We start from the raw sequence: 22968 nt of genomic DNA on the forward strand, positions 1-22968 counted from the left end.
CCACAAGCATGTTTCTGATCGCCCGGATTTTTCAAATTCGAACGGTTGAATCGTTGTTCGGCAGCGGGCTGTTCGATCCATGCAGCGCAACGAAGTCAATCACGACGCCCACCCCGTATCGTGGGCAGCTCTCGTCCACGCATGATCGCAATCGCAGCGAGCAGCATTTCAGCGGTCAGGCGAAGAAGATTTTTGCAGCGTTCCGCCAAGCTTGCGGTGCGGTTCGGAAGCCGCGAAGTGCTCATGTTTCCTTCATGTGGTGGTTTGTGCAGCCGCTGTTTGCACCGCGCGGCGGCTCGCCGATACAGGCCAGGCATCACGCACGCACTCCGCAGTGAGTACGGAGCCCGACACAGCGATCAGCATCGGCAACAGAAACTCCTGCGACGGATGGGTCAATTCGAACAGCAGCGCAAGCGCCGTCAACGGCGCGCGCATCGATGAAGCCAGAAATGCTGTTGCGCCGATCACTGCATATGCGCCCAAGGGCGTGCCTGGCCACACTGTCGACCATATGCCACCCAGCAGGATCGCGAGCAACGCGCCGTTGCACAAGCCCGGCGTCAGGAGCCCGCCGGCGGCGCCAGCCCGAAGACTCGTCCATGTAATCAACACTCGCAGACCTAGCAGGGTCGCGGCAAGTCGGAAGCCGATCGAGCCATCGAATCCCACCTGCGCGGGACCTCTGCCATTGCCGAGCAGAATCGGAAATCGCGTGGCCAGCAAGCCGATAAAACCGAAATTCAGCAGACACAGACCGGCCAGCGCCGCACCACGAGGCGCGTGTGCGCGAGCGGAACTCGTAGAACGCGTGAACAGAACCGCGGCAACGCCGAACAGCGGCCCGGCGATTGCCGACCAAATCATCAACAAAGGGGTGGCCGCATAGCGCGGCACATCGTATTGCGGCAGATTGCCGAGACCGAGTCGAGCGATCAGCGCGGCAATCACCGACGTGACAATGGCGGGCACAAGAGCCCGCCATCTGAAGCTCGCCAGCAACCCTTCGAGCACGTATAGCACCCCGGCCAGCGGGACGTTATACACGGCGGCCAACCCTGCGCCGGCGCCGCACGCCACCAGCACCTTCGAGTCTTCGAGTGAAAGCCGCGCATATGAGCACAGGCGCGCTGCGATCATTGCCGCCATTTCACGCGGTGCGACTTCACGCCCTAGCGGCGACCCCAGCGCAACCGTGATGATTTCGAGCAACGCGTGACAGGCGGTGGCGACAACCGGCATGCGCGGGTCGTCGCCATCCACCGCGCGAGCAACGCTGACGAGAGGCTTGCACCAGCGAGCCACGGCCCACCAGCCGAGACCGGCCACCAGACCGCAGACCGTAAGGACGCCCACCCTGCGCGCCGGGCTCGCCGCCGTTACACCATTCACAAAGCTCTCGCCGTTGAAAAACGTCAACGGACTGTAGCCGTACGCGATGTGCTGAATGACGTGCAGCAAGGCCGCAAGGCCGAGCCCACTGAGGCCGCCGAACAGTCCCGTCAACACGACGACGGTCGCCCAACGTAAGGCGTGGCTGACGGCAAGGAGCGATTCGGATCGGGGCGGCATGGTGATGTGATGCTATTTCGCGAGCGCCTGGCTCAGCATGCTGCCCGCGAGCGCCGTCGCGCCCAGCGCAGCAGGCGTGTTGCGCAGCGGGTTCAGCATCATGAAATCGTGCATCGTGCCGAGGAAGCGGACTGCCGTCACGTTGACGCCGGCCTGCGCGAGCTTGTGCGCGTAGGCCTCGCCTTCGTGGCGCAGTACGTCGTTCTCATCGGTGATGACAAGCGCGGGCGGCAAGCCTTTCAGCGCATCGAGCGACGCGCGCAGCGGCGAGACATGCGGGTCGTTGACCTGCGCTTCGGTGGCGTTAGGGAGATAGGCATCCCAGAACCATTTCATCGCGGGCCTGGTGAGCCACGGACCGTTCGGGAACGCTTCATAGGTCGGGTCGTCGAGCGTGTAGTCGGTCACCGGATAGAACATCGCCTGGAAGCGGATCGCCGGGCCATGACGTTCCTTCGCCATTTGGGCAACCACGGCCACCATGTTGCCGCCCACGCTGTCGCCGGCTATCGCCAGACGGCTTGCATCGACATCGAACTCCTTCGGATGCTCGGCGACGTATTTCGTCGCCGCGTAATCCTGTTCGATCGCCACCGGGAATTGCGCTTCGGGCGAAGGCTCATACTCGACGAAGACAACCGTGGCGTGTGCGCGATTCGCGAGTTCACGCACCAGCCGATCGTGCGTGGCCGCGTTGCCGAGAATCCAGCCGCCGCCATGGAAATACATGATGACCGGCGTCGCGCCCTTCACGTCCGCAGGACGGATCACACGCACCTGCGTCTTGCCGGTCGGACCTACCGGCAACGTGACTTCTTTTTCTTCGGCAGGAGCGAGTGCGCCGTTCGAGTCAGCCTGAATATCGTCGAGCACCTTGCGCGCGGCTTGCGGCGTCAAGGTGTAGAGCGGCCTGCCGCCGGCGGCGGTCAGTTTGTCGATAAACGCCTGCGTGGCGGGTTCGAGTTGCGGAATAGTCTCCGCCGACGCAGCGCTCGACATTGAACCCGCGAGCAGCGCCGAACCGATTGTCATTAACGAAACCAGCTTCTTCATTTATCTATCTCCGTAGTACCAGCTCGTCGCTGGTCAATTGAAAAACCGTCCCCGCCGCGCGCGCCATTCAATCGTTGCAAACGACCAGACGGACACCGGCAAACCACGCCTGAACGTTAGCTGAAGGACATCGCTGCAAGTATCCCTACATGCGTTTGTCCAACGCTACGCATGGTTTGGATAGCTCATATCTACGTGTGAGCCGCAGGCAGAGGCACGTATCGCGGAACTTAAAAAAAACCGCGCCCGCTACAGGAGCGGGCGCGGTCGTCGAGTGACTATACGAAGGTATGCAACTACGTCATTGCCGGCAGCGTGAAGACAAACACCGTTCCACGTGGTTCGCCCGCGGCGGCGGTCAATGTGCCACCGTGCGCTTCGACGATCGATCGGCAGATAGCGAGCCCCATCCCCATACCGGTTTTTTTCGTCGTAAAGAAAGCATCGAAAATGCGCGAAGCGATGTCCGCATGGATCCCGCTGCCGTTGTCCCTCACGGACACGACCACCGAACCCTGATCATCGACACGAGACGAAACATCGAGAAGACGCTGCCGCGCGTCGAGATGGCCCATCGCATCGGCAGCGTTCATTACCAGGTTGAATATCACCTGCTGCAGTTGCACCCGGTCGGCCATCACCGAACGGTTGGCGCCCAGATCGACGCGCACGACCAGGCCACGCTGCTCGATTTCCGCGGCGGCCAGTTCGAAAACCTCGCGCACCACGTTGTCGACATAGGTTGGCACGAAGCTCGGCCTGGTTTCCTTCGCTAGGGACTGCAACGCGCGGATGATGTCCCCTGCCCGCTTGCCGTCCTTCACGATATCGCGCAAGCCGTTCAACGCTTCGGGAATGTCCGGGACCGGCCGATTGAGCCAGCGTACACCCGCATTCGCATTCGACACGATCGACGCCAACGGCTGATTGATTTCGTGCGCGATGGATGCGGCGAGTTCGCCCATCGTCATCGCCCGCGACGCCTTCGCCAGTTCGAGCTTGGCGTTCTGCAAGGCCAGCTCGGTCGTATGGCGGTCCGTCACATCGGTCACCACGCCGACAAAGCTGTTCACACCCGACGGCTCGCCAAGCACTTCCAGATGTTTGAGCGTGCCGTCTGCACAAACGATGCGGAACTTCTGCCGGAACGGCGTGCGATGGCGCGCGGCACGCTCCACGATATCCTGATAGATCGCGACATCTTCTGGATGAATGCGGTCGAGGATAATCTGGGTGCCGGGGCTACCGGCGTCCATTGGGAGGTCGAACACGCTGTAAAGCTCTTTTGACCAGTACCGTTCACCCGTCAACGTGTTCCAGATGTAGCTGCCCGAGCGGCTGATTCTCTGTCCGAGCGATAGGGCCTCCTCACTCATGCGCAAGGCCATTTCGGTTTCCTGGCGTCGCTTGTTTTCTTCCAGCAGTTCGGCGTAAAGGCGCGCCGTTTCGAGAGAAATGGCCGCTTGCGAGGCCAGCAATTCGAGTACCGACGTGCGGCTTTCCGTGAACACGCCCGCGCTCAGATTGTTCTCCAGATACAGCGCGCCGATCGCATTGCCCTGTTTGACGAGCGGCAAGCAGCAAACCGAGCGAACCAGGCGTTTCGAAAAGGCCACATCGAATGAAAAGCGCGGATCGCGTTGCGCATCGTCCACCACGACCGGCTTACGCGTGCGCAGCGCGGTGTAGAACACCGAGGCCGGCAGATCCTCACGCGTGAGCCTGTCGCCGCCCAGCGTCACCTCGACGCCGTCCGTTGCGTCGTGCCCGCTTGCCTCGATAACCGGAACATTGCCCTTCAACAGAATCAGCATCCCACTCTGCGCGCCAGCATGCACGATGGTCAGCGTGACGAGCGTCCGGATGAGTTTGTCGAGCACGATCTCCTCGGACAATGCCTGCGACGACTTCAATGCTGCGCCGAGGTCGAACCGCTGTTGAGCATCGGCGATTTCAATTGAAGGACGCGACGCTACCGGCTGCTCGACCGGCAATTGCACGGGGCGGCCGCTACGTTCGAGTTGCTCGACTTTGGCCAGCGCACCCCAGCGCGTGTAACTGTCGATGGCGCGACGGCGATGATGACGCGCCGCGCTGGCAAGTCCATTTGCCTCGCAACAAAGCGAGGCCAGCTCGTGAGCCAATGCGTTGCTGTGATTGAAACCATTTTCCGATGCCACGCAAGCGGCTTGCTCGTACAACGCCATGGCCGCGAGCGGCGTGCCGCTCAGACGTGCGACTTCGGCTTCAAGCAGCAGGCGTTTGTCCTCGAAGGTGGCCGGATTGAGTTGCGCCCAGACCCTCAGTTTTGCAAGGTGTGGTGCGATTCGTGCGACGGCCTGCGTCGCCTCGCTTTCGGCGCAATGGACCTTCGCAATAGTCAGCGCCGTGTAGAAGTGATAGTCCAGCAGATGAATATGCGCGGGCGTCGCCCACTTCAGCTCGCCAGCCTCGGCAAGGCAATACAACGCGTTCCGGTAATCGCCGTGAAAGTAGCAGGAAACGCCTTTCAGCAGCCAGATCCAGAAACGCAGCGTGGTCATCTGTGTATCGAGCAGATCGGAATCGAACGTCATATGCCCGTTGACCACGACCCCAAAGTTGCCCGGTAGCCCGGGGCCACCTGTCAAACTGTGCACGTAGCGTTTCTGCAGTTCGAGTATGTCCTCCACGTCCTTGAAGCGCACGCGCCTGGCGAACGAAAGCCCGAGATCGATTTCCCTGTCGACCTGCTCCAGCGGCGCACCAATCGTCAGCAGATCGGAGACGATGTGATTGCACGAGTAGCAGCTCATGGTCAGATCGCCGCTCGGGCGGGCCGATTCGAAAGCGTCACGCGCGCATTCCAGCACGTAAGGCAGCGGCTGGGTCCAGACAGCGATCGTATCGAGCGCGACCAGCGTGCTGGTCGCCACAGCATTGAAGCCCCGGGTTTCGACTAGCGTGCGCGCCAGCCGCGAGAATTGGAAGCCTTCTTCGTAGCGGCCGAAAAATTCGCCCACATACACGCCGAACCACGAAAGACAATGCGCGGAGGCCGCTGTGATGCCGTGATCGATCGTGAGCTGCACCATGTGGCACAAGTGCAGGAAGCCGAGCCGTTCGTTCACGAACGATGCCGGAGCGTAGACGCTCGCCAGCAGATTCATTTCCGATTCAATCTTCTCGTCACGCAAGACCGGTAAATCCGCGAGCGAGGCGATCGTGCGCGAGGCGAGCGAATCGTTGAGCCGCCTGTAGGCGGCTTCGACGTCGGCCGCTTGCGGATAGCGCGGCAGATAGGTGCCGAACAGCTTGACGCCTTCGAGCGCGGTTTCCACTGCGGCTTCGTAGTCCGACAGATGCTGCTGCATGTTGACTTTCAGCTTGTAGACCGATGCGCGCGCAACGAGCGAGAGATCCAGTCGCAGCAGCTTCGCGATCTCCATGCCAGCCGCGTCGAAATCCGCGTTCAGAATGTAGCATTGCACCCGCACCACACCGATCTCGTAACCGAGCGATTGTGCGTAGTCTTCGCCGCTTGCGTCGAGTAGCTTTTGCGCGACGTCGAGGTAGCTCAACGCGGACTGCATGGCGATGGCTTCCTTCGCACGCCGCGCCGCCTGCAGACAGATCCTCGCAAACGCCTCCGTCTCGCGCGAATCCAGATCGCGCAGCGCGCCGGCCGCCAGGGCCCGTTCGATGTGATGCGCGATGTCGAAAGCCGAATTCTGCGCGGCCCGCACGTCAAGGTCTTGCATCAGGATGCGGGCGATGCGCGCGTGCTCGATGCCGCGCTCGTCCGCCGGCGTCAGCGCGTACGCCGCTTCCTGAATGCGGTCGTGCGCGAAAGCAAATCCCATCCGGTCAGACACGACCAGACCCGCGTCGATCGCCGGATTCAGACGCCGCTCCAGGTCAACGCCCCCGGCACGGTCGATCCGTGCCAGCGTCGACCCGTCCAGCCGGCGGCCGATGAACGAAAGCAGCTTGAGCATGGCCTGCACGTCCTGGGAGAGGCGCGACAGGCGTGTCACCATCAGGTCGGCCACGTTATCGGACGATTCATACCCGCCGATGAGATCGATGTCCCACGTCCATTTGCCGGCCACGCCGTCGTACACGATCAGTTGCTGGTCGGCCAGCGCGAGCAGCAGTTGCTTGATGAAAAACGGATTCCCACCCGTCTTTTCATGGACGACAGCCGCCAACGGGTAGACATGCGCGGCGTCGCAATGCAGTGCGTCGGCGAGCAGGGCCATCACGTTCGCGGTATCGAGCGGCCCAACGGCAAGCGTGGTGACGTGTGCGCCGGCGCTCGGTAATGAATTGAGAAAGGCCTTGAACTTGGGCGAGCGGTCGACCTCGTTGTCACGGTAAGCGCAGATGAGCAGCACATGGCGGATCTCGACAGTTGCCACGAAGTTCGCGATGAAATTCAGCGTGGCGTCGTCGAACCAGTGGACATCGTCGAAAAAAAGGATCAGAGGATGCGCCTGCGTCGCGAACACGGAAAGCAGGCGTGTGATCAACGCCTGAAAGCGCAGTTTTGCCTCCACCGGCGGCAGATCTGACACGTCAGGCTGTGCGCCGAGCACCAGTTCCAATTCGGGAATGAAACCCGCGATGAGTTTTCCCTGCAAGCCGATGGCTTCGTTCAACACTTCGCGCCAACGCTCCAGATCGCTGTCGCTATCGCCGAGAATGCGCTGGAACAGCGAACGAATCGCCTGCATCAGCGGTGCGTAGGGGGCGTTCTGGCCGTACTGTTCAAGCTTGCCGGAGGCGAACAGCGTGGCGGTCTGTGCGGTGGCGCGGTGCACGCTGCGCACCAGTTCGGATTTCCCCGCGCCCGAATAGCCGGACACGAAGATAAGTTCAGCCACGCCTTGCTGCGCGTTGCGCTCGAATGCGCCCAGTAGCGCCTTATATTCGACCGCGCGACCGAACAGCCGATGCGTGACAGCGAGGTTTCTGACGTTGTCTTCTGCTGCTGGCTCGAACGGAACAATGTGCTGCATCTCGTTCCAGTCGGCGAGACAGCGCCGCAGATCGGCTTCGAGACTCGACGCGCTCTGATACCGCTCGCCGGGACTCTTGGCCAGCAGCCTGAGCACGATCGAAGCAAGCACCGTGGGCAACGACGCGCGATATTGACGCGGATCGGCGGCCTGACGGGCGAGGTGACAATAGACCCACTCCGCGGCGTCGGCCGCTTCGAAAGGCAAGCGGCCCGTCAGCAGTTCGTACAGCGTGATGCCGAGCGAGTAGAGATCACTGCGCTCGTCGGCCAGACCATCCGCGCGCCGCGCCTGCTCCGGCGACATATAGGCGAGCGTGCCATACAGCGTATCGGGCGATTCTGTCGACTGATCGGCGGCCAGCCTGAATGCGTCGCGAAAGCCCAGCAGTCTAACGATGCCATCGGTGCCTTCCAGCAGGTTGGACGGCTTGATATCCCGATGCAGAACACCCCGCGCATGGGCGAGCCGCAAAGCGTGCGCGGCGCCAACCGCGATGCGCAGAAACCGGCCGAGTGCGATCAGGCCGTGGGCCGGCGGCAGAATCAGCGCGCCGCCGTTGTCGTCATACACCAGTATCGGGCCGCGCGCGAGCCGCACGAGCGCACGCGGCCGCACGGCCCATGCGGAATCGAGTTTGGCGGCCAGGGCAAATTCCTGCTGCAAACGCCGCAATACGGCTTCAGAGGGCGAATCGGTGGGGACGGCAAGCAACCAGGAGTGCACGCCGTCAGGCGTTCTTGCCCGATAGCGCACGATGTCGCCGTCGACCAGCAGTGCTTCGAGCACAAGCTGATCGAACCAGACCTGATCGAAATACACCGTGGCGCCAGCGTCGGGAGAGTCCCCGCGAATACCCTCGATAAATGCCTCTGTGCTCACTTCGCGTCTCCATGCCGGGCGATGGCAAGCGTGATGGATTCGACTAACACGTCTTCTGTAAAGGGCTTGCGCAGGAAAGCCACAGCGCCGCACTGCATCGCGCGCCGAACCGTTTCGTCGTCTCCATGCGCGGACATGAACACGACAGGAATGTGGCACTGCTTCTCGACCATTTGACTTTGCACGTCGGGTCCTTGCATACCTTGCAATCTGAGATCTAGCAATACACACAGCGCATCGTCAAGAACCGTCGAAGCCAGAAATTCCTCTCCCGAAGCGAACGTCCGTGCCGCATAACCCAACGATTTCAGGAGGTTGGAGAGACTGCTCCGCATCGACGCGTCGTCGTCCACGATACAGACAAAGCTCATTTCTACGATTGCTCCGTTGCGCCGACGTGCTGGTTCGGCCTGATTTTCGCCCCACTTTCTTCGCGGCGTCCGGAGCGGCCAGATCTAACCACCAGCGGACTTTCTTTGCATGTTAGGTGCAGCTCCGTGCCTCGCACTATCACACTTAGGTATAACGCCGTCATGCGGTGCGGCAGACCTGACGAGTCGTATGTAGGATGGTCCGCCTGCGCCAGATCTCTTACTGTCATGTCGTGAGGCAACGGCCAGCCGGCAGGCGTTTTCACCATAGCAGCGAATGGAGCCAGAGTGGACACGATCGAACGGATACAGACAAGGCATCGAAATTTACCCTGGATGGACGTCCGGCTGGAAGACCTGCCCGTCGATGCGCTGGCACGGCCGCTCAAGGACCTGCGCCTCTCGGTGATTGATCAGTGCAACTTCCGGTGCACCTACTGCATGCCGAAAGAGGTCTTCAGGCCGGGCTACCCGTTTCTATCGTCTTCTGAGTGGCTGTCGATCGATCAGATGCATGCGCTGTGCAACGCCTTTACACAACTCGGTGTCGAGAAGATCCGTCTGACCGGCGGCGAGCCGCTGCTGCGTAAAGGCATCGAACACCTGATCGAGCGCCTGGCGAGCATGCGCACAAGCAGCGGCGCTCCGGTCGACATCGCCATGACTTCCAACGGCTCGCTGCTCGGCGCCAGGGCGCGCGCGTTGCGTGACGCCGGCCTCCGGCGCGTGACTGTCAGTCTCGATGCCATCGACGATGCCAGGTTTCGCCGTATGAACGACGTAGGCTTTCCCGTTGCCCGCGTGCTCGCGGGCATTGATGAGGCCCTCGCCGCGGGCCTGGCGCCGCTGAAAATCAATGCCGTGATCGAGCGTGGCGCGAACGACGATCAGATCCTGCCGCTAGCTGAGTACTTCCATCGTATGCCGGTCGACCTGCGTTTCATCGAATACATGGACGTGGGTGGCGCTGATGCGTGGCGCGGCGACAAGATCGTGCGCTCGGAGCAGATCCTGCGCACCTTGCAAAGCCGCTATACGCTGATTCCGGAGCTTGCATCCAGGGCCGGTGAAACTTCCTGCAATTACCGCTTCGCGGGCGCGGCAGGCCGGGTGGGCTTCATCTCCAGCATGTCGAAGCCGTTCTGCGAAGCCTGCTCACGCGCACGCGTGTCGGCGGACGGCAAGCTGTATTCCTGTCTGTTCGCACACGAGTTTCTGGATCTCAAACCATGGCTCGCCCCTCCGGCATCTCTCGCGGAATTGAACGCAGTAATACGGCAGCGATGGCAGCAACGCGACGACCGCTACTCCGAATTACGCGAACTAGAACGAACCTGCATCACCCGCAAAACCTATCCCACTGTACGTATGTCGCTGGTAGGTGGTTGACCCGCGACGACCCATGATCGACGAGACGAACATGTCGAACGGAATCGAGTATCCAGCGGCTGGCGCGAAGCCTCGCCTAATCGACCATCTTCGCTTTCAAACGCCGCATCTCCACCTGTCACGGGTATTCGGCAACGATTGGTTCGCGCTGAAAGCGGAAGCCTTTGCGCGCTTCTTCGGCACACCCACTTTTCTAGTCGTGCAAACGGCACTGGTGGGCGGCTGGATTGCCGCGAATCTGCTGCACATTTTGCACTTCGATCCCTATCCGTTCATTCTGCTCAACCTGGCGTTCAGTCTGCAGGCGGCCTACGCCGCGCCGCTAATCCTGCTGGCTCAAACCAGGCAGGCCGATCGCGACAAGGCGCTCGCCGAAGCCGACGCGCATCATCGGGAAGACATCGCCTTTGCCTGCCAGGCCCGTGAGGCGGAGCTCGCCCATCAGAATGAACAGATGGCCGCGCTCCTGAAACAGAACACCGACCTCACCGAACTGACGCGCCAGTTGGCCGAGCGCATCGAGACCCTGACGCGCGATCTTCACGAGAATCTGACTCACATCAGGCCGTCTTAGGCGGCCGCTTTCACGAGCCGGAGCAGAATCAACGCGCGCATGATGTGCTCGCCGAGTTGCGCATCGGCGGCGATCGACGCACTCAAGCGCTCCGGTTCGATTACGAGCGTCTCGGCATCGGTTGACGCGATGCCTGCGATCAACGGCGGCGCTGGCGACTGCACCCTGAGCAGCCCGTGAAGGAGCCCGGCGCCGTAGCCGCCCTCAATGAAATGAGGTAGCCCATCCTGACTGTTTGTATTTGCAAACATCCATTAATTCGGCCAGTCAGATCCCAGAACCAGTCCGCAAAAATTCAGCCGGCGATAGTTCGGGTCCGACCGGTCCAGCACGTCGGCGTTGACCGTTCCAAACGTCGTCTCAGGACGCTGCTCCATGCCGCGCGCGTAGGCGTCGATCAGCTTCTTCTTGAAGCCCGATTCGCGCGGATAAATCTGTACGATTTCGTCGATCTGGTGCGCGGTAAATTCGTCGTAGCGCTCGCCGCGCACGTCCATTTGCACGCCTGCGCTGATGAGCGCGACAAGCGCCGACAGGTGTTCGGAAATGCCCGGTGTAGTGTGCAGCGCGATTCCCATCCAGACCTCCTCGATCTCGCGCTCGCTGATTCCGTACTGCCGCAGAAAGTCGCGCGCCGCGTTGGCGCCGTCCACCTCGAACCGGTATGGCGAGCGCCAGTACTGTGCGTTCAGCCCGACGTTGTGAAACATCGCGCCAACGTACAGCAGTTCGGCGTCGAATGGAACGTTCTCGCGCTGGCCCGTGAGGGAGCCGAACAGGAAAGCCCGCAACGCGTGGTGATACATCAATTCGGACTCCGTGCTGCGAATCAGGTCGGTGGCTGCCTGAGACATGACACCGTCAGGAATCTCAACGCCGGCAATGGTCTTCTTCATCTGAATTCTCCGTGGCAGTCCCTTGACCAGCGCGCTAACCTACATGCCGACCAGATGTCGGGCCGGTCGGCCTAGGGAGCCGATGGCAGCGCACGGGACTATCCACCGCAGCGTATCGAACTAAACCTGTAAAGACTTTGGCGAATTCTTAAAAGCCGTTAAACCGATTCCCGTACCGATTGAATGAGCAGTTTGAAAAGACGTGCCGAGTTCGTCTGATAGGAAAAACTGGAGTTCATTCTATCTACGGAAGTTTGCCGAGTCGGTGGCGACAGCCCTTAATAGTTCTTAAAAACCATGGTCCTGAAGTGCGTGCGGAACAGCTTGTCACGAACCCGCGCGAGCCCAGCGCAAAAAGATTTCTCGCGCCGGCTCAGAACGTTTCATGTTTTCTGCAGGACTTTGTGCGCGAGGCCTTTCTACACTACGGTCAGCCTGTATCGACGCTCATGAAACGCTGATCGATCGGGACAAAGGATCTGGCCATGGAAAACGTACTTGATGCCCGCGCTGTCGAAGCCCCCAACGCTGAACCTTCAAACGATGCGCGCAGCCGCGTAGTGGTTGGTTGCAAAAAAAGCAACGCGAGGTTGCATCTCATGACCATTCTATGAACAAACCGCAACGTATAAGCTGCATACGTTATCTGGCGAGAGGTGCGACATGCAGGCTATTCAGGTCGAGGTCTACTACGACTTCATTTGTCCGTGGTGCTGGATCGGGCAGCGGAATTTCGCCGCAGCGTTGCAGAAAATCGATGGCAGCGCGGCCGTTTCGATCTGCTATCTGCCGTTCGAATTGAATCCGGCGATGCCCGCGGAAGGAATGGACCGGCGTACCTACCGCAGCCAGAAGTTTGGTAGCTGGGCCCGTTCACAGACCATGGATGCGCAGGTGACGGCCGCCGGTCTCGCGAGCGGCGCGCAATTCAACTACGACAAGGTGCTGCGCACGCCGAACACGCGGCTCGCGCACCGTTTTATGCAGTTCGCGCAGCAACGCAACGAACCGGACATGACGACTGCGCTGTATCAAACCCTATACTCGGCCTACTTCTGCGAAGGCCGCGACATCGGCTCGCTCGAGCTTCTCGTCGGGATCGCCGGTGAGCACGCGTTCGACAACGACGAGGTGCGCGGTTATCTGCTTTCAGACGCCGGCGTTCACGCGATCGAAGCAGCACGTGCACGGGCCGAACGGCGTGGCGTTCTGGCAGTGCCGACCATCCTGATCGACGGCGATGTCATCAGCGGCGCGCAGCCGCCGGAGGTCTTCACCCATGCACTGCGCTCGGCCGCGCAAAGGAAAGCAGCATGAAATCTCGCGAAAAACCGCGTGCCGTCGTGATCGGCGGATCGCTCGGCGGCCTGCTGACGGCGAACACCTTGCGCGCCGCCGGCTGGGACGTCGATGTGTTCGAGACTTCGCCGGATCAGCTCGACAGCCGCGGCGGCGGCGTCGTGCTTCAGCCCGATGTGCTGGACGCGCTGGCCTACGCCGGCGTTGAATTGCCGAACCCGCCCGGCGTGCAATCGTACGATCGCATCTATCTGGATCGCGACGACCACATCATCGAACAGTTGTCCATGCCGCAGATGCAGACGTCCTGGAGCCTGCTCTACCGCGCGATGAAGAGCGCGCTGCCCGCCTATGCTCTGCACGCGGGCGAGACTTTCGTCGATTTCCACATGGAAGGCGAACAGATCGTCGCGCAATTCGAAAGCGGCCGCAGCGAACAAGCCGATCTGCTGATTGGCGCCGACGGCATTCGTTCGACGCTCAGGCGACGCCTGCTGCCTGAAGTCGTGCCGCAATACGCGGGCTATGTGGCATGGCGCGGACTTGTCGACGAGCCCGACCTGGCGGGCGTCGCGGCCGACAGGCTGCGCAACCGTTTCGCCTTTCAGCACGGCGAAGGCTATTCAGGACTGTGCTATCTGATTCCTGGCGAAAACGATTCGACGATATCCGGCCAACGCCGCTTCAACTGGGTCTGGTATCGCAAGTACAGCGCCGCAAGACTCGACGAGTTGCTGGTGGACCGTCACGGGGTGAAACGCGCGTTTTCGCTGCCGCCCGGCTCGACCAAGGGCGCGGACATCGATCATCTTCGCGAGGATGCGCCGAAGTGGCTCGGCCCAACGTTTCGCGCGCTGGTCGATTCGACCGACGACCCCTTCATGCAGCCGATCGTGGATCTGCTCTCGCCGAAGATGGTTTTCGGCCGCGCAGTGCTGCTCGGCGACGCCGCATCGGTACCGCGCCCTCATACGGCGGGCAGCACCGCGAAAGCGGCTGCCAATGCTCATGCACTGGCGCTCGCTTTGTCGTCGACATGGCAAAGCGGAGTCACGATCGATTCAGCCCTCAAGCGCTGGGAAAGCCAGCAGTTGCAGCGCGGCAAACTGATGGCCGAGCTGGGCATTTCACTCGGCGACCGCCTGATGAAAATCGTACGTTGAGTCCTCAGTTTCCTTCTATTTACTTCTCGGAGTTGTCATGTCAATCCTGACATCCACCGTGACGGGCGGTAGCAGTCCCGTCAAGCTGACCCGCGGGCTGATCGCGCTGTTCGCGTTCTGTTGCGGCGCCATCGTCGCGAATCTGTACTACGCCCAACCGATTACCGAACTCATTGCACCGGACATTCACATGTCCGGCGGCATGGCGAGCCTGATCGTCTCGCTCACGCAGATCGGCTACGCGATCGGCCTGTTCTTTCTCGTGCCGCTCGGCGACCTGCTGGAAAACCGCAAGCTGATGATCACTACCGCGCTGGTGTCGATCGCGAGTCTCGCGGCCGCGGCGTTCGTGCATCAACCGGGCCTGTTCCTCGGCATCTCGTTGCTGGTGGGCTTCAGTTCTGTCGCGGTGCAGATTCTGATTCCGCTTGCTGCTCACCTCGCACCGGACGAATCGCGCGGCAAGGTGGTCGGCACCATCATGAGCGGCCTGCTTCTTGGCATTCTGTTGTCGCGTCCGATCTCGAGCGTCGTGGCCGGTCACTTCGGCTGGCGTGCGGTGTTCGCGGCGGCCGCCGTATTGATGGCAATCGTCACCACGGTGCTCGCGCTGACCATTCCGCAGCGTCAACCGGATCATCAGGCGACGTATTTCCAATTGATCGGCTCGCTGCGCCACCTGCTCCGCACGATGCCGGTGCTGCGCCATCGCTCGTTTTATCAGGGCTTGATGTTCGCGTCTTTCAGCCTCTTCTGGACGGCAATTCCTGTCGAACTGACCCGTCAGTTCGGACTCACGCAAACCGAGATTGGCATCTTCGCGCTGGTCGGTGCAATTGGCGCAACGTCGGCGCCGGTAGCGGGTCGTCTTGCCGACGCTGGCCATACGGTGCGCGCCACGCTGATTGCGCTAGTGGTGGGTGCGCTCGCTTATGCGCCGGCACTGATACATCCGGCGTGGGGGGTGTTTGGTCTGGTCGCGACTGGCGTCGTGCTCGACTTCGCGGTGCAGATGAACATGGTGCTGGGTCAACGCGAGATCTATGCGTTGCATGCGGCGAGCCGCAACCGTTTGAACGCGCTGTATATGACGAGCATTTTCGTCGGCGGCGCGTTCGGTTCGGCGCTCGCAAGCCCGCTCTATGAGCGCGGCGGCTGGCCGCTCGTCGCCGCGGTTGCTACTGCGTTTCCGCTGATCGCGCTGGCACACTACCTCGCGATCGGCCGTCCGCACGCAGCGCGCAACGCCTGACCTACGCAGATAAACCGGACAGCGGACGGCTGGGTGTCCGCTTTAACAATATTTCAGCGTGGCTTCAGGAATTCTCGCGGGCTTGTCGATACGCTAGCCAGCAGAGTCATTCATCTGTACGACGCTCACTAGCTCGCCAAGGAAATACCATGTCCTCACTATCGCCCCTACTCGACGGCTACGACCTGTCGGAACTGCGCCTGCCGAACCGTGTGGTGATGGCGCCCATGACGCGCTCACGCGCGCCGTTGCACGGCCGTCCAACCGAGATGATGGCCGAGTACTACGTGCAGCGCGCATCCGCCGGACTCATCGTCACCGAGGCGACCAACGTGAGCCCGGTCTCGGCCGCTTTCGATCTGACGCCGGGTATCTTCACGGCCCAACAGATCGACGGCTGGCGTTTTATCACGAACCAGGTGCATGCAGCCGGTGGCCGTATATTCATGCAGTTGTGGCACAGCGGGCGGGTCAGTTCGTTTGCGCTGCTCGGCGGCGAGGCACCGCTTTCGCCTTCTGGCGTGAACGACGACCTCGAACAATTGCAGGTATGGGCGCAATTGCTGAACGGCCAGTACACCAGGATACATGCGACGCCATCGCGCGCCATGTCGCCAGGCGAAGTGAAGCTCACCATCGACGCCTTCCGGCAGGCCGCGGCCAACGCCATCGACGCAGGCTTCGACGGTGTGGAAATCCACGCCGCCAACGGCTATCTGCCGCATCAATTTCTCTCCTCGACGACCAACACGCGCGACGACCGTTATGGCGGATCGGTAGCGAATCGCGCCAACTTCCTGCGCGACATTCTGACGGAGATCGGCACGGTGATTTCGCTCGACCGGGTCGGCGTGCGCGTCTCGCCGTATGCGCACTATAACAACGTGCGTGACGCCGATCCAGACCGCACGTATGACTACGTCGGCAAGATGCTTGACGAATTCGGGGTTGCCTACATTCATGCGGCGGATACGAACGGTTGGAGCGGCCAACCGGACCTGCCGCGCATCGTCGACAGGATGCGCCGTGTGTATTCCGGCACCCTGATGGTCAACGGCGGCATCTCTGTCGAGGCTGCCGAAACCCTCGTTCGCGACGGTCAGGCCGATCTGGTGGCCTTTGCTCGGGCTTATATCGCGAATCCCGATCTCGTCGGGCGCATTGCGGCCGATGCGCCGCTCGCGGTGCCGAAGCCGACCGGCTGGTATGGCGGCGGCTCCGCGGGCTACAGCGACTATCCGTTCGAAATCAGTGTCGGCAATAGCGTTCAGTCAGGGGTTGCACAACCATGAGCCATTCCCTGGTCGACGCGCACTGCACGTTGCTTGCGCTTTTTGCCACACAAGACTTCTGTGCCAGGTGAGCGTATGACTCGCAAGTCGAGGATGTTGACGATGGGTGGTGTGTTGGTGGTGGCCGGCCTGATCGTCGCCTTTCTTCTGATGTGGCAACCCGCAATCGCGCCGGTCGCGCCACCTGCACCCGCCTCGTTCGACGCACAGACGAGGCTCGCGGGCGCGCGCGTCGTGGCGTTGGGCGACTGCATCGTGTGCCATACGGCCAGGGGCGGCAAACCGTTCGCTGGCGGCCTGCCGCTCGCTACGCCGTTTGGCACCATCTACGCAACCAACATCACGCCGGATGCCGGAACCGGGATCGGCACCTGGTCGCGCGACGCCTTCACGCGCGCCGTGCGTCATGGCGTCGCTCGCGACGGGCATCTGTTGTATCCGGCGTTTCCGTATATCCACTTCACGCGCATGTCTGACGCCGATATCTCGGCGGCGTATGCATATCTGATGACACGTGAACCGGTCAGCGCCACCAGCCCCGCGAACGCCCTGATTTTCCCTCTGAATTTCCGCCCCTTGCTGGCCTTCTGGAACCTGCTGTTCCTCCATCCCGGTGCGCAACAGCCGGACGCGTCGAAAGATGCGCGATGGAATCGCGGCAAGTTGCTCGTGAACGGCCTCGGTCACTGCGCATCGTGTCATTCGCCGCTCAATCTGATCGGCGGGGAGAAGTCGGGACAGGCGTTCGACGGCGGGGTCGTCGATGGTTGGGAAGCGCCCGCGCTCAACGCGCTCGGCGCGGCGCCGAGGCCGTGGACGCAGGAACAGCTGGTCATCTACCTGCGTTCGGGGCGCGCCAGCGAGCATGGCGCCGCAGCGGGTCCGATGCTGCCCGTCACGCGCGATCTGGCCACCGTGCCCGAAGAAGATGTGCAAGCGATCGCCGCCTATATTCTTTCGATCCAGAAACCGCGGCCCGCCGCCGCCGAGGTCTCTGCTAACGCTCCGGGCCCGACGTCGCCCGAAGCGCAGCGCGGGGCGATTCTGTTCGCGGCTTCCTGTGCGCAATGCCATGGGCCCAAGGCGCCGATGCAGTCGATCGGCGAGCGCCCCACGCTCGCCTTCAGCACTGCGGTGAATGCCGCGACGCCGCGCAACGCCATCCAGATGATGTTGAGCGGCAACGGCTGGCACGGGGAAGACAGCATGAACTACATGCCCGCCTTCAGCCATATCTATGACGACCAGCAGATCGCCGATCTCGCGTCCTATGTTCGCGCGACCTATTCGCAGCGCGGACCGTGGACAGATGTTGGGGAAATGGCGGCCAGACTCAGAAAGGAGAACAACGCGCGATGATCACGCTCACCGTGAATGGCGTGCAGCACGCCCTCGATATCGATTCGTCGACCCCTCTGCTCTACGTGCTGCGCAACGACCTGCACCTGCATGGAGCGAAGTTCGGCTGCGGCCTTGGACAATGCGGCGCTTGCACCGTGATCGTCGACGGCGAGCCGGTGTTCTCGTGTCTGATTCCGGTTTCATCGATTGGTAAAAAGCCCGTGCGCACGATCGAAAGTCTCGGCACGATCGAGCACCCCGGTCCACTCCAGAAGTCGTTCATCGAGCATCAGGCCGCGCAGTGCGGGTACTGCATTGCGGGAATGATCATGCGCGCGCAGGCGCTTCTCGATCGCAATCCGCAGCCCACCGAAAGCGAATTGCTCGAACACATGGAACCGAACCTTTGCCGATGCGGCACGCACATGCGCATTCTCGCGGCGATTCGCGAGGTTGCCCATTTACCGACGAAAGCTGCAATCGCGGCCAGTACCCCGAACGCGGCAAATCACGGAGACGCGCGATGAGCGGCGAGGACAAGGAAATCAACGACGGACGTCGACGCTTCCTGCTGTCCGGCGCGCTCGTAGTAAGTTTCAGCATGTTGCCCGGGGTCAGCGCGATGGCGCAGGAAGTGATCGCGGACGAAGGGGCCGCCGTCCATATCGGCAAAGCGACTCAGGCACTCGCAGGCAGTCTCAAAACCAACCCATTCCTCGATTCGTGGATCAAGATCGATCGCGCGGGCAAGGTGACCGTGTACACCGGCAAGGTGGAACTCGGCACGGGTGTGCGGACAGCGCTGCTGCAGATCGCCGCCGAAGAGCTGGATATGGCGCCCTCGCTGATTACGTTCCTGACCGCCGACACAGGCGCCTCGCCGGACGAAGGTCTCACGGCGGGCAGCCATACCATCGCCGACAGTGGCAGCGCTTTGCTGAATGCATCCGCTCAGGTGCGGGGACTACTGGTCGATGCGGCCGCCAGGCACTACGGCGTTCCGGCCGCGACGCTCAGCGCGCGCGACGCCATCATCAAAGCGCCGGACGGGCGCAGCATGACCTATGGCGAAGCTGTCGGGCTCGTCGACCTGCATCGCGTGGCATCCGCCGTGTCGCCGTTGAAAAGTCCTGCCACGTTCGACATGATCGGCACCTCGTTGCCGCGCGTGGATATTCCACGCAAGGTGACGGGCGGCGTGGCCTACGTCCAGGACATGTCGATGCCGGGCATGGTGCACGCGCGCGCGGTGATGCCGCCCGTCTACGAGGCGCGGCTGTTGCAAACCAATCTGTCCGCGATCCTGAAGATGCCGGGTGTGATCAAGGTGGTCAGAAACGGCAGCCTGCTGGCCGTGGTCGCCAAAGGCGAGTGGCAAGCGGTGCAGGCGCAACGCGCGCTTGCGGCTGGCAGCCAGTGGAGCGAAGGGCGCGCGCTGCCCGACCCCGCTACCGTGCATCGTGATCTGAAAGTGATTTCCACCGAACACATTGAGATCGCGAATACGCACGCAGTGACTGGCCCTGCCGTCAAAACGCTTGGCGCGAAATATACCAGGCGGTACATGATGCACGGCTCGATCGGGCCGTCCTGCGCAGTGGGTCTGTACCAGGATGGGGCGATGACCATCTGGACGCATTCGCAAGGCGTCTATCCGTTGCGCGACGGTCTTGCGGAAATGCTGTCGATGCCGAAAGAAAAGATACGCTGCATCCATGTCGAAGGATCGGGATGCTACGGCCACAATGGCGCGGACGACGTCGCCGCCCATGCCGCCCTGGTCGCACGGGAGATGGAGGGTCAGCCGGTACGCGTGCAATGGATGCGCGAACAGGAACACACGTGGGACCACTACACCCCCGCGATGGTCACCGAAGTGAGTGCTTCGCTGGATGCGAACGGAAGCATCGTGGACTGGAACTACGCGTTGTGGAGCAGCTCGCATAACGAGCGGATCGTGAATGCAGGCCGCCTGATTCCGGCGCAGCTTCTGGAACATCCGTTCGTGCCGGCGCCTTCAGTGCCGATGGTGCAACCCGAAGGCGGCGGCGATCGCAACGCGATTCCGTTGTATGCGTTGCCGAACGTGCACGTCATGAACAATTTCTCGCCGACCATGCCATTGCACTCATCGGCGATGCGTTCGCTTGGCGCGCACATGAACGTCTTCACGATCGAGACGTTCATGGACGAACTGGCCGCCGCGGCAGGGGCAGACCCCGTGGCATTCCGGCTCAGGCACCTGCAGGACCCGCGTGCTCGAGATGTGATCAGACTCGCGGCCGAGAAATTCGGCTGGCCACGCGCGGCACGCAAGCGCAACCACGGCGTGGGCTTCGCGTTCGCCAAATACAAGAACCTGATGGCGTATGTCGCGCTTGCCGTCGAGATTTCGGTGGTACCGGAAACGGGGCAGGTGCTTCTCGAACATGCGGAAGTCGCGGTGGATTCCGGCCAGATCGTCAATCCGGACGGCATCCGCAATCAGATCGAAGGCGGCGTGATTCAATCGGCGAGCTGGACGCTGTATGAAGAATTGCAGTTCGACACGACGATGATCCGCAGTTTCGACTGGAGCAGCTATCCGATCCTGCGTTTCTCGGCCGTGCCGCGCGACATCAACGTGCATCTGATCGATCGACCTGGTGCGCCGTTTCTCGGCGCCGCCGAGGCGTCGATGGGACCGACTGCGGGCGCGCTCGGCAATGCGCTTTTCGATGCCACCGGGAGACGTTTGCGTGACATGCCTTTAGGCGGGGAAAGTCTGCGCAGGCAGATCGACGCCTAGCGCATCTTTGTCGCCCGCCACCCGGCTCGGCAAAACAGGGGTTTCAAGGAGCAAGCCGTGATCATCGACCTATCGGGTAAAACTGCCATTGTCAGCGCGTCCACCGCGGGCATCGGTCTCGCGATCGCAACCGGCCTCGCCGCTAGCGGTGCCACCACCGTTATCAATGGACGCCAGCAGGACGCTGTCGAGCGCGCGCTGGAAGCGATCCTGCGAAAGGCTCCCAACGCGAAGCTGCGAGGCTTCGCGGGTGACCTCGGCACAGCCGCCGGATGCGCCGCGCTCGCCGAAGCCACACCCGAGGCGGACATCCTCGTCAACAATCTGGGCGTATTCGGTCCCGGCGATATTTTTTCCACGCAAGATGCCGACTGGGAAAGGTATTTCCAGATCAACGTGATGTCCGGCGTGCGGCTCGCGCGCAGTTATTTGCACGGAATGATGAGTCGCAAGTGGGGTCGTGTCGTTTTCATTTCGTCCGAGTCCGCCCTGAATATTCCGCCGGATATGCTGGCATACGGCTTCTCGAAAACCGCCCAGTTGAGCATTGCGCGCGGTCTTGCCAAGCAGGCGGCGGGCACCGGCGTAACAGTCAACGCGGTACTGCCAGGGCCGACGCTATCGGACGGTTTCCGCGCGATGGTAGAGGACACGGCACAGCAACAGGCAAAAACGGTCGCGCAGGTTGGCATCGAATTCGTGCGGGCTCACCGCAGCAGTTCCATTATCCAGCGCCTCGCCACGACAGAAGAAGTCGCGAACATGGTCGTCTACGCGTGCTCCACCCAGGCTTCAGCGACAACCGGTGCCGCATTGCGCGTGGACGGCGGTGTAGTCGAGACGATCGCCTGAACGGCTCCCTTGCAGGTTATGCGGGCGACATGGTCAAGCGACCGCGCCGCCCACGTCTGCATCCATTCCTAGCTGCGTCTCGCGTCGTGCAACGCAGTACGCAGTGCTTCCAGCAAACTCTCGGCATCGGGATTGCCGTCGTACCGGTAACCGTTGATGAACAACGTCGGCGTGCCATTCACGCCGCTTCGCAGTCCGCTCTGGAAGTCTCTCTGGATCTGTTCGTCGTGAGACCCTTCGAAAGCGCTGGACAGATCGCGCCTGGACACACCCAGGTGTTCCGCGTAACGCACCAGATCCGCATCCGTCAACGCCGACTGGTTCTCATACAACGCGTCATGCGCGTCCCAGAACTTGCCGACCTGACCGGCCGCCTCCGCGAACTCGGCTGCGTGCAAAGCATGCGGGTGCATATCCGTCAACGGAAAGTGCCGGAACGCAAAGCGGAGTTTGGGTCCTAGCGCGGCCTGTACCGCCTTGATTACGCCGTACATCGCGCCGCAGTAGGGACACTCGAAATCGCCGTATTCAACGAGGGTGACGGGCGCGTCTACGGCACCCTGGATGTGATCGTGCGTTCCGGGAGACTCAGTGAGATGGGTCATGGTGTGTCCTGTTTTGAACTGGTGCTCAATTTCTCGAGCGCGTCGAGTATCCCGTCGACACCGGGGTTGACTGAAATGGGAGAAACGAATGACCACCTGACCCTGCCTTCCCGGTCGATGACGAACAATGCACGCTCGCAAACGCCTTCCGGCATCCGGTACACACCATAGGCTTTCGCCACTTCGCCCTTGGGTTCGAAGTCGGCGAGTAGCGGAAAATGGAGGTTGCGTTGTGACGCATAAGCGGCATGCGACCACGCACTATCGACGGAGATGGCGACCAGTTGCGCCCCCAAGCGGCGGAACTCGCCAAGCGCCGCATTGAACAGACCGAGTTCATCTCCGCACACAGGACTCCAGTCCGCCGGATAGAAAGCGAGGATGACCGGCTCGCCGCGAAGCTCTGCAAGAGAAATCTTCTGGTCGGGTGTCGCCGGCAGGGTGAAGTCGGGGGCAATCGTGCCCACCTTCAGAACGGCGGTTGCAGGGATCGGGGATGGCATAAGCGGCGTAGTCATGAAGTCATAGCTCCTGGCAGGTAGGCTTCGGCTGCTGAACAAACACATTGGCTGTACGTGTCGATCAGAATACGCCGACGCATATCGCCCACCTAGCTATGCGTTGGGATTGGTGGTGCAT

The 22968-nt window shown here is 61.7% G+C and carries 18 protein-coding genes and 1 pseudogene; 11 read left to right on the forward strand and 8 right to left on the reverse strand.

The genetic code is table 11. The features are described 5' to 3' along the window. Positions 1-252 precede the first annotated feature (252 nt). From FQ746_RS32670 to FQ746_RS32685, 4 genes are all read right to left on the reverse strand, one after another. The gene (locus tag FQ746_RS32670) at positions 253-1572 is read right to left on the reverse strand and encodes a chloride channel protein (RefSeq protein ID WP_144113924.1); all 1320 of its coding nucleotides are present in this window, start codon (positions 1570-1572) and stop codon (positions 253-255) included. Between the two features lie 12 nt (positions 1573-1584). Next, the gene (locus tag FQ746_RS32675) at positions 1585-2625 is read right to left on the reverse strand and encodes an alpha/beta hydrolase (RefSeq protein WP_144113925.1); all 1041 of its coding nucleotides are present in this window, start codon (positions 2623-2625) and stop codon (positions 1585-1587) included. Between the two features lie 296 nt (positions 2626-2921). Continuing rightward, on the reverse strand, positions 2922-8507 hold the full coding sequence (locus tag FQ746_RS32680) for an ATP-binding sensor histidine kinase (protein ID WP_186310892.1): 5586 nt from the start codon (positions 8505-8507) through the stop codon (positions 2922-2924). Then, complete coding sequence (locus tag FQ746_RS32685) at positions 8504-8878, reverse strand: response regulator transcription factor (RefSeq protein ID WP_144113927.1); 375 nt, start codon at positions 8876-8878, stop codon at positions 8504-8506. Before FQ746_RS32685 ends, FQ746_RS32680 begins: the two co-directional genes overlap by 4 nt. A 336-nt stretch (positions 8879-9214) precedes the next feature. Here FQ746_RS32685 and moaA point away from each other — a divergent pair, with 336 nt between their 5' ends. Together moaA and FQ746_RS32695 are read left to right on the forward strand one after the other, a co-directional pair. Further along, complete coding sequence (moaA, locus tag FQ746_RS32690) at positions 9215-10267, forward strand: GTP 3',8-cyclase MoaA (protein WP_144114038.1); 1053 nt, start codon at positions 9215-9217, stop codon at positions 10265-10267. Between the two features lie 31 nt (positions 10268-10298). Continuing rightward, a complete protein-coding gene (locus tag FQ746_RS32695; protein WP_144113928.1) occupies positions 10299-10841 on the forward strand; it encodes a DUF1003 domain-containing protein in 543 nt (180 codons plus the stop codon). Positions 10842-10855: 14 nt separating this feature from the next. On the opposite strand, the pseudogene FQ746_RS32700 reads toward FQ746_RS32695, so the two are convergent. Both FQ746_RS32700 and FQ746_RS32705 read right to left on the reverse strand, forming a co-directional pair. Next, positions 10856-11092: pseudogene (locus FQ746_RS32700) on the reverse strand (XapX domain-containing protein); the annotation flags it as partial. Between the two features lie 3 nt (positions 11093-11095). Continuing rightward, positions 11096-11737: a phosphohydrolase gene (locus tag FQ746_RS32705; RefSeq protein ID WP_144113930.1), complete on the reverse strand. Its 642-nt coding sequence runs from the start codon at positions 11735-11737 to the stop codon at positions 11096-11098. A gap of 485 nt (positions 11738-12222) precedes the next feature. Between FQ746_RS32705 and FQ746_RS35435 the strand changes: the two genes are divergently transcribed. The 9 genes from FQ746_RS35435 (at position 12223) to FQ746_RS32745 (ending at position 21724) form a co-directional block, all read left to right on the forward strand. Continuing rightward, a complete protein-coding gene (locus tag FQ746_RS35435; RefSeq protein WP_260854248.1) occupies positions 12223-12351 on the forward strand; it encodes a hypothetical protein in 129 nt (42 codons plus the stop codon). A gap of 49 nt (positions 12352-12400) precedes the next feature. Further along, on the forward strand, positions 12401-13054 hold the full coding sequence (locus tag FQ746_RS32710) for a DsbA family oxidoreductase (protein ID WP_144113931.1): 654 nt from the start codon (positions 12401-12403) through the stop codon (positions 13052-13054). After that, complete coding sequence (locus FQ746_RS32715) at positions 13051-14199, forward strand: FAD binding domain-containing protein (protein ID WP_144113932.1); 1149 nt, start codon at positions 13051-13053, stop codon at positions 14197-14199. The genes FQ746_RS32710 and FQ746_RS32715 overlap by 4 nt, the downstream gene beginning before the upstream one ends. Positions 14200-14236: 37 nt before the next feature. Continuing rightward, on the forward strand, positions 14237-15451 hold the full coding sequence (locus FQ746_RS32720) for an MFS transporter (RefSeq protein WP_144113933.1): 1215 nt from the start codon (positions 14237-14239) through the stop codon (positions 15449-15451). A 149-nt stretch (positions 15452-15600) separates the two neighbouring features. Continuing rightward, positions 15601-16743 carry an alkene reductase gene (locus tag FQ746_RS32725; protein ID WP_144113934.1) on the forward strand — a complete coding sequence of 381 codons (1143 nt, stop codon included), beginning with the start codon at positions 15601-15603 and terminating at the stop codon, positions 16741-16743. Between the two features lie 75 nt (positions 16744-16818). Next, complete coding sequence (locus tag FQ746_RS32730) at positions 16819-18102, forward strand: c-type cytochrome (protein ID WP_144113935.1); 1284 nt, start codon at positions 16819-16821, stop codon at positions 18100-18102. Beyond that, a complete protein-coding gene (locus FQ746_RS32735; protein ID WP_144113936.1) occupies positions 18099-18611 on the forward strand; it encodes a (2Fe-2S)-binding protein in 513 nt (170 codons plus the stop codon). Before FQ746_RS32730 ends, FQ746_RS32735 begins: the two co-directional genes overlap by 4 nt. Continuing rightward, on the forward strand, positions 18608-20872 hold the full coding sequence (locus tag FQ746_RS32740) for a xanthine dehydrogenase family protein molybdopterin-binding subunit (RefSeq protein ID WP_144113937.1): 2265 nt from the start codon (positions 18608-18610) through the stop codon (positions 20870-20872). The genes FQ746_RS32735 and FQ746_RS32740 overlap by 4 nt, the downstream gene beginning before the upstream one ends. 57 nt (positions 20873-20929) lie before the next feature. Then, positions 20930-21724 carry an SDR family NAD(P)-dependent oxidoreductase gene (locus FQ746_RS32745; RefSeq protein ID WP_144113938.1) on the forward strand — a complete coding sequence of 265 codons (795 nt, stop codon included), beginning with the start codon at positions 20930-20932 and terminating at the stop codon, positions 21722-21724. 68 nt (positions 21725-21792) lie between these two features. On the opposite strand, the gene FQ746_RS32750 is transcribed toward FQ746_RS32745, so the two are convergent. Both FQ746_RS32750 and FQ746_RS32755 read right to left on the reverse strand, forming a co-directional pair. Beyond that, on the reverse strand, positions 21793-22329 hold the full coding sequence (locus tag FQ746_RS32750) for a DsbA family protein (RefSeq protein ID WP_144113939.1): 537 nt from the start codon (positions 22327-22329) through the stop codon (positions 21793-21795). Continuing rightward, entirely contained in the window at positions 22326-22847 is a 522-nt protein-coding gene (locus FQ746_RS32755; protein WP_144113940.1) for a peroxiredoxin, read from the reverse strand. Before FQ746_RS32755 ends, FQ746_RS32750 begins: the two co-directional genes overlap by 4 nt. Positions 22848-22968 lie beyond the last annotated feature (121 nt).

Origin of the sequence: Paraburkholderia sp. BCC1886, assembly GCF_900996245.1 — a bacterium.
In the GTDB taxonomy this organism is placed as follows: domain Bacteria; phylum Pseudomonadota; class Gammaproteobacteria; order Burkholderiales; family Burkholderiaceae; genus Paraburkholderia.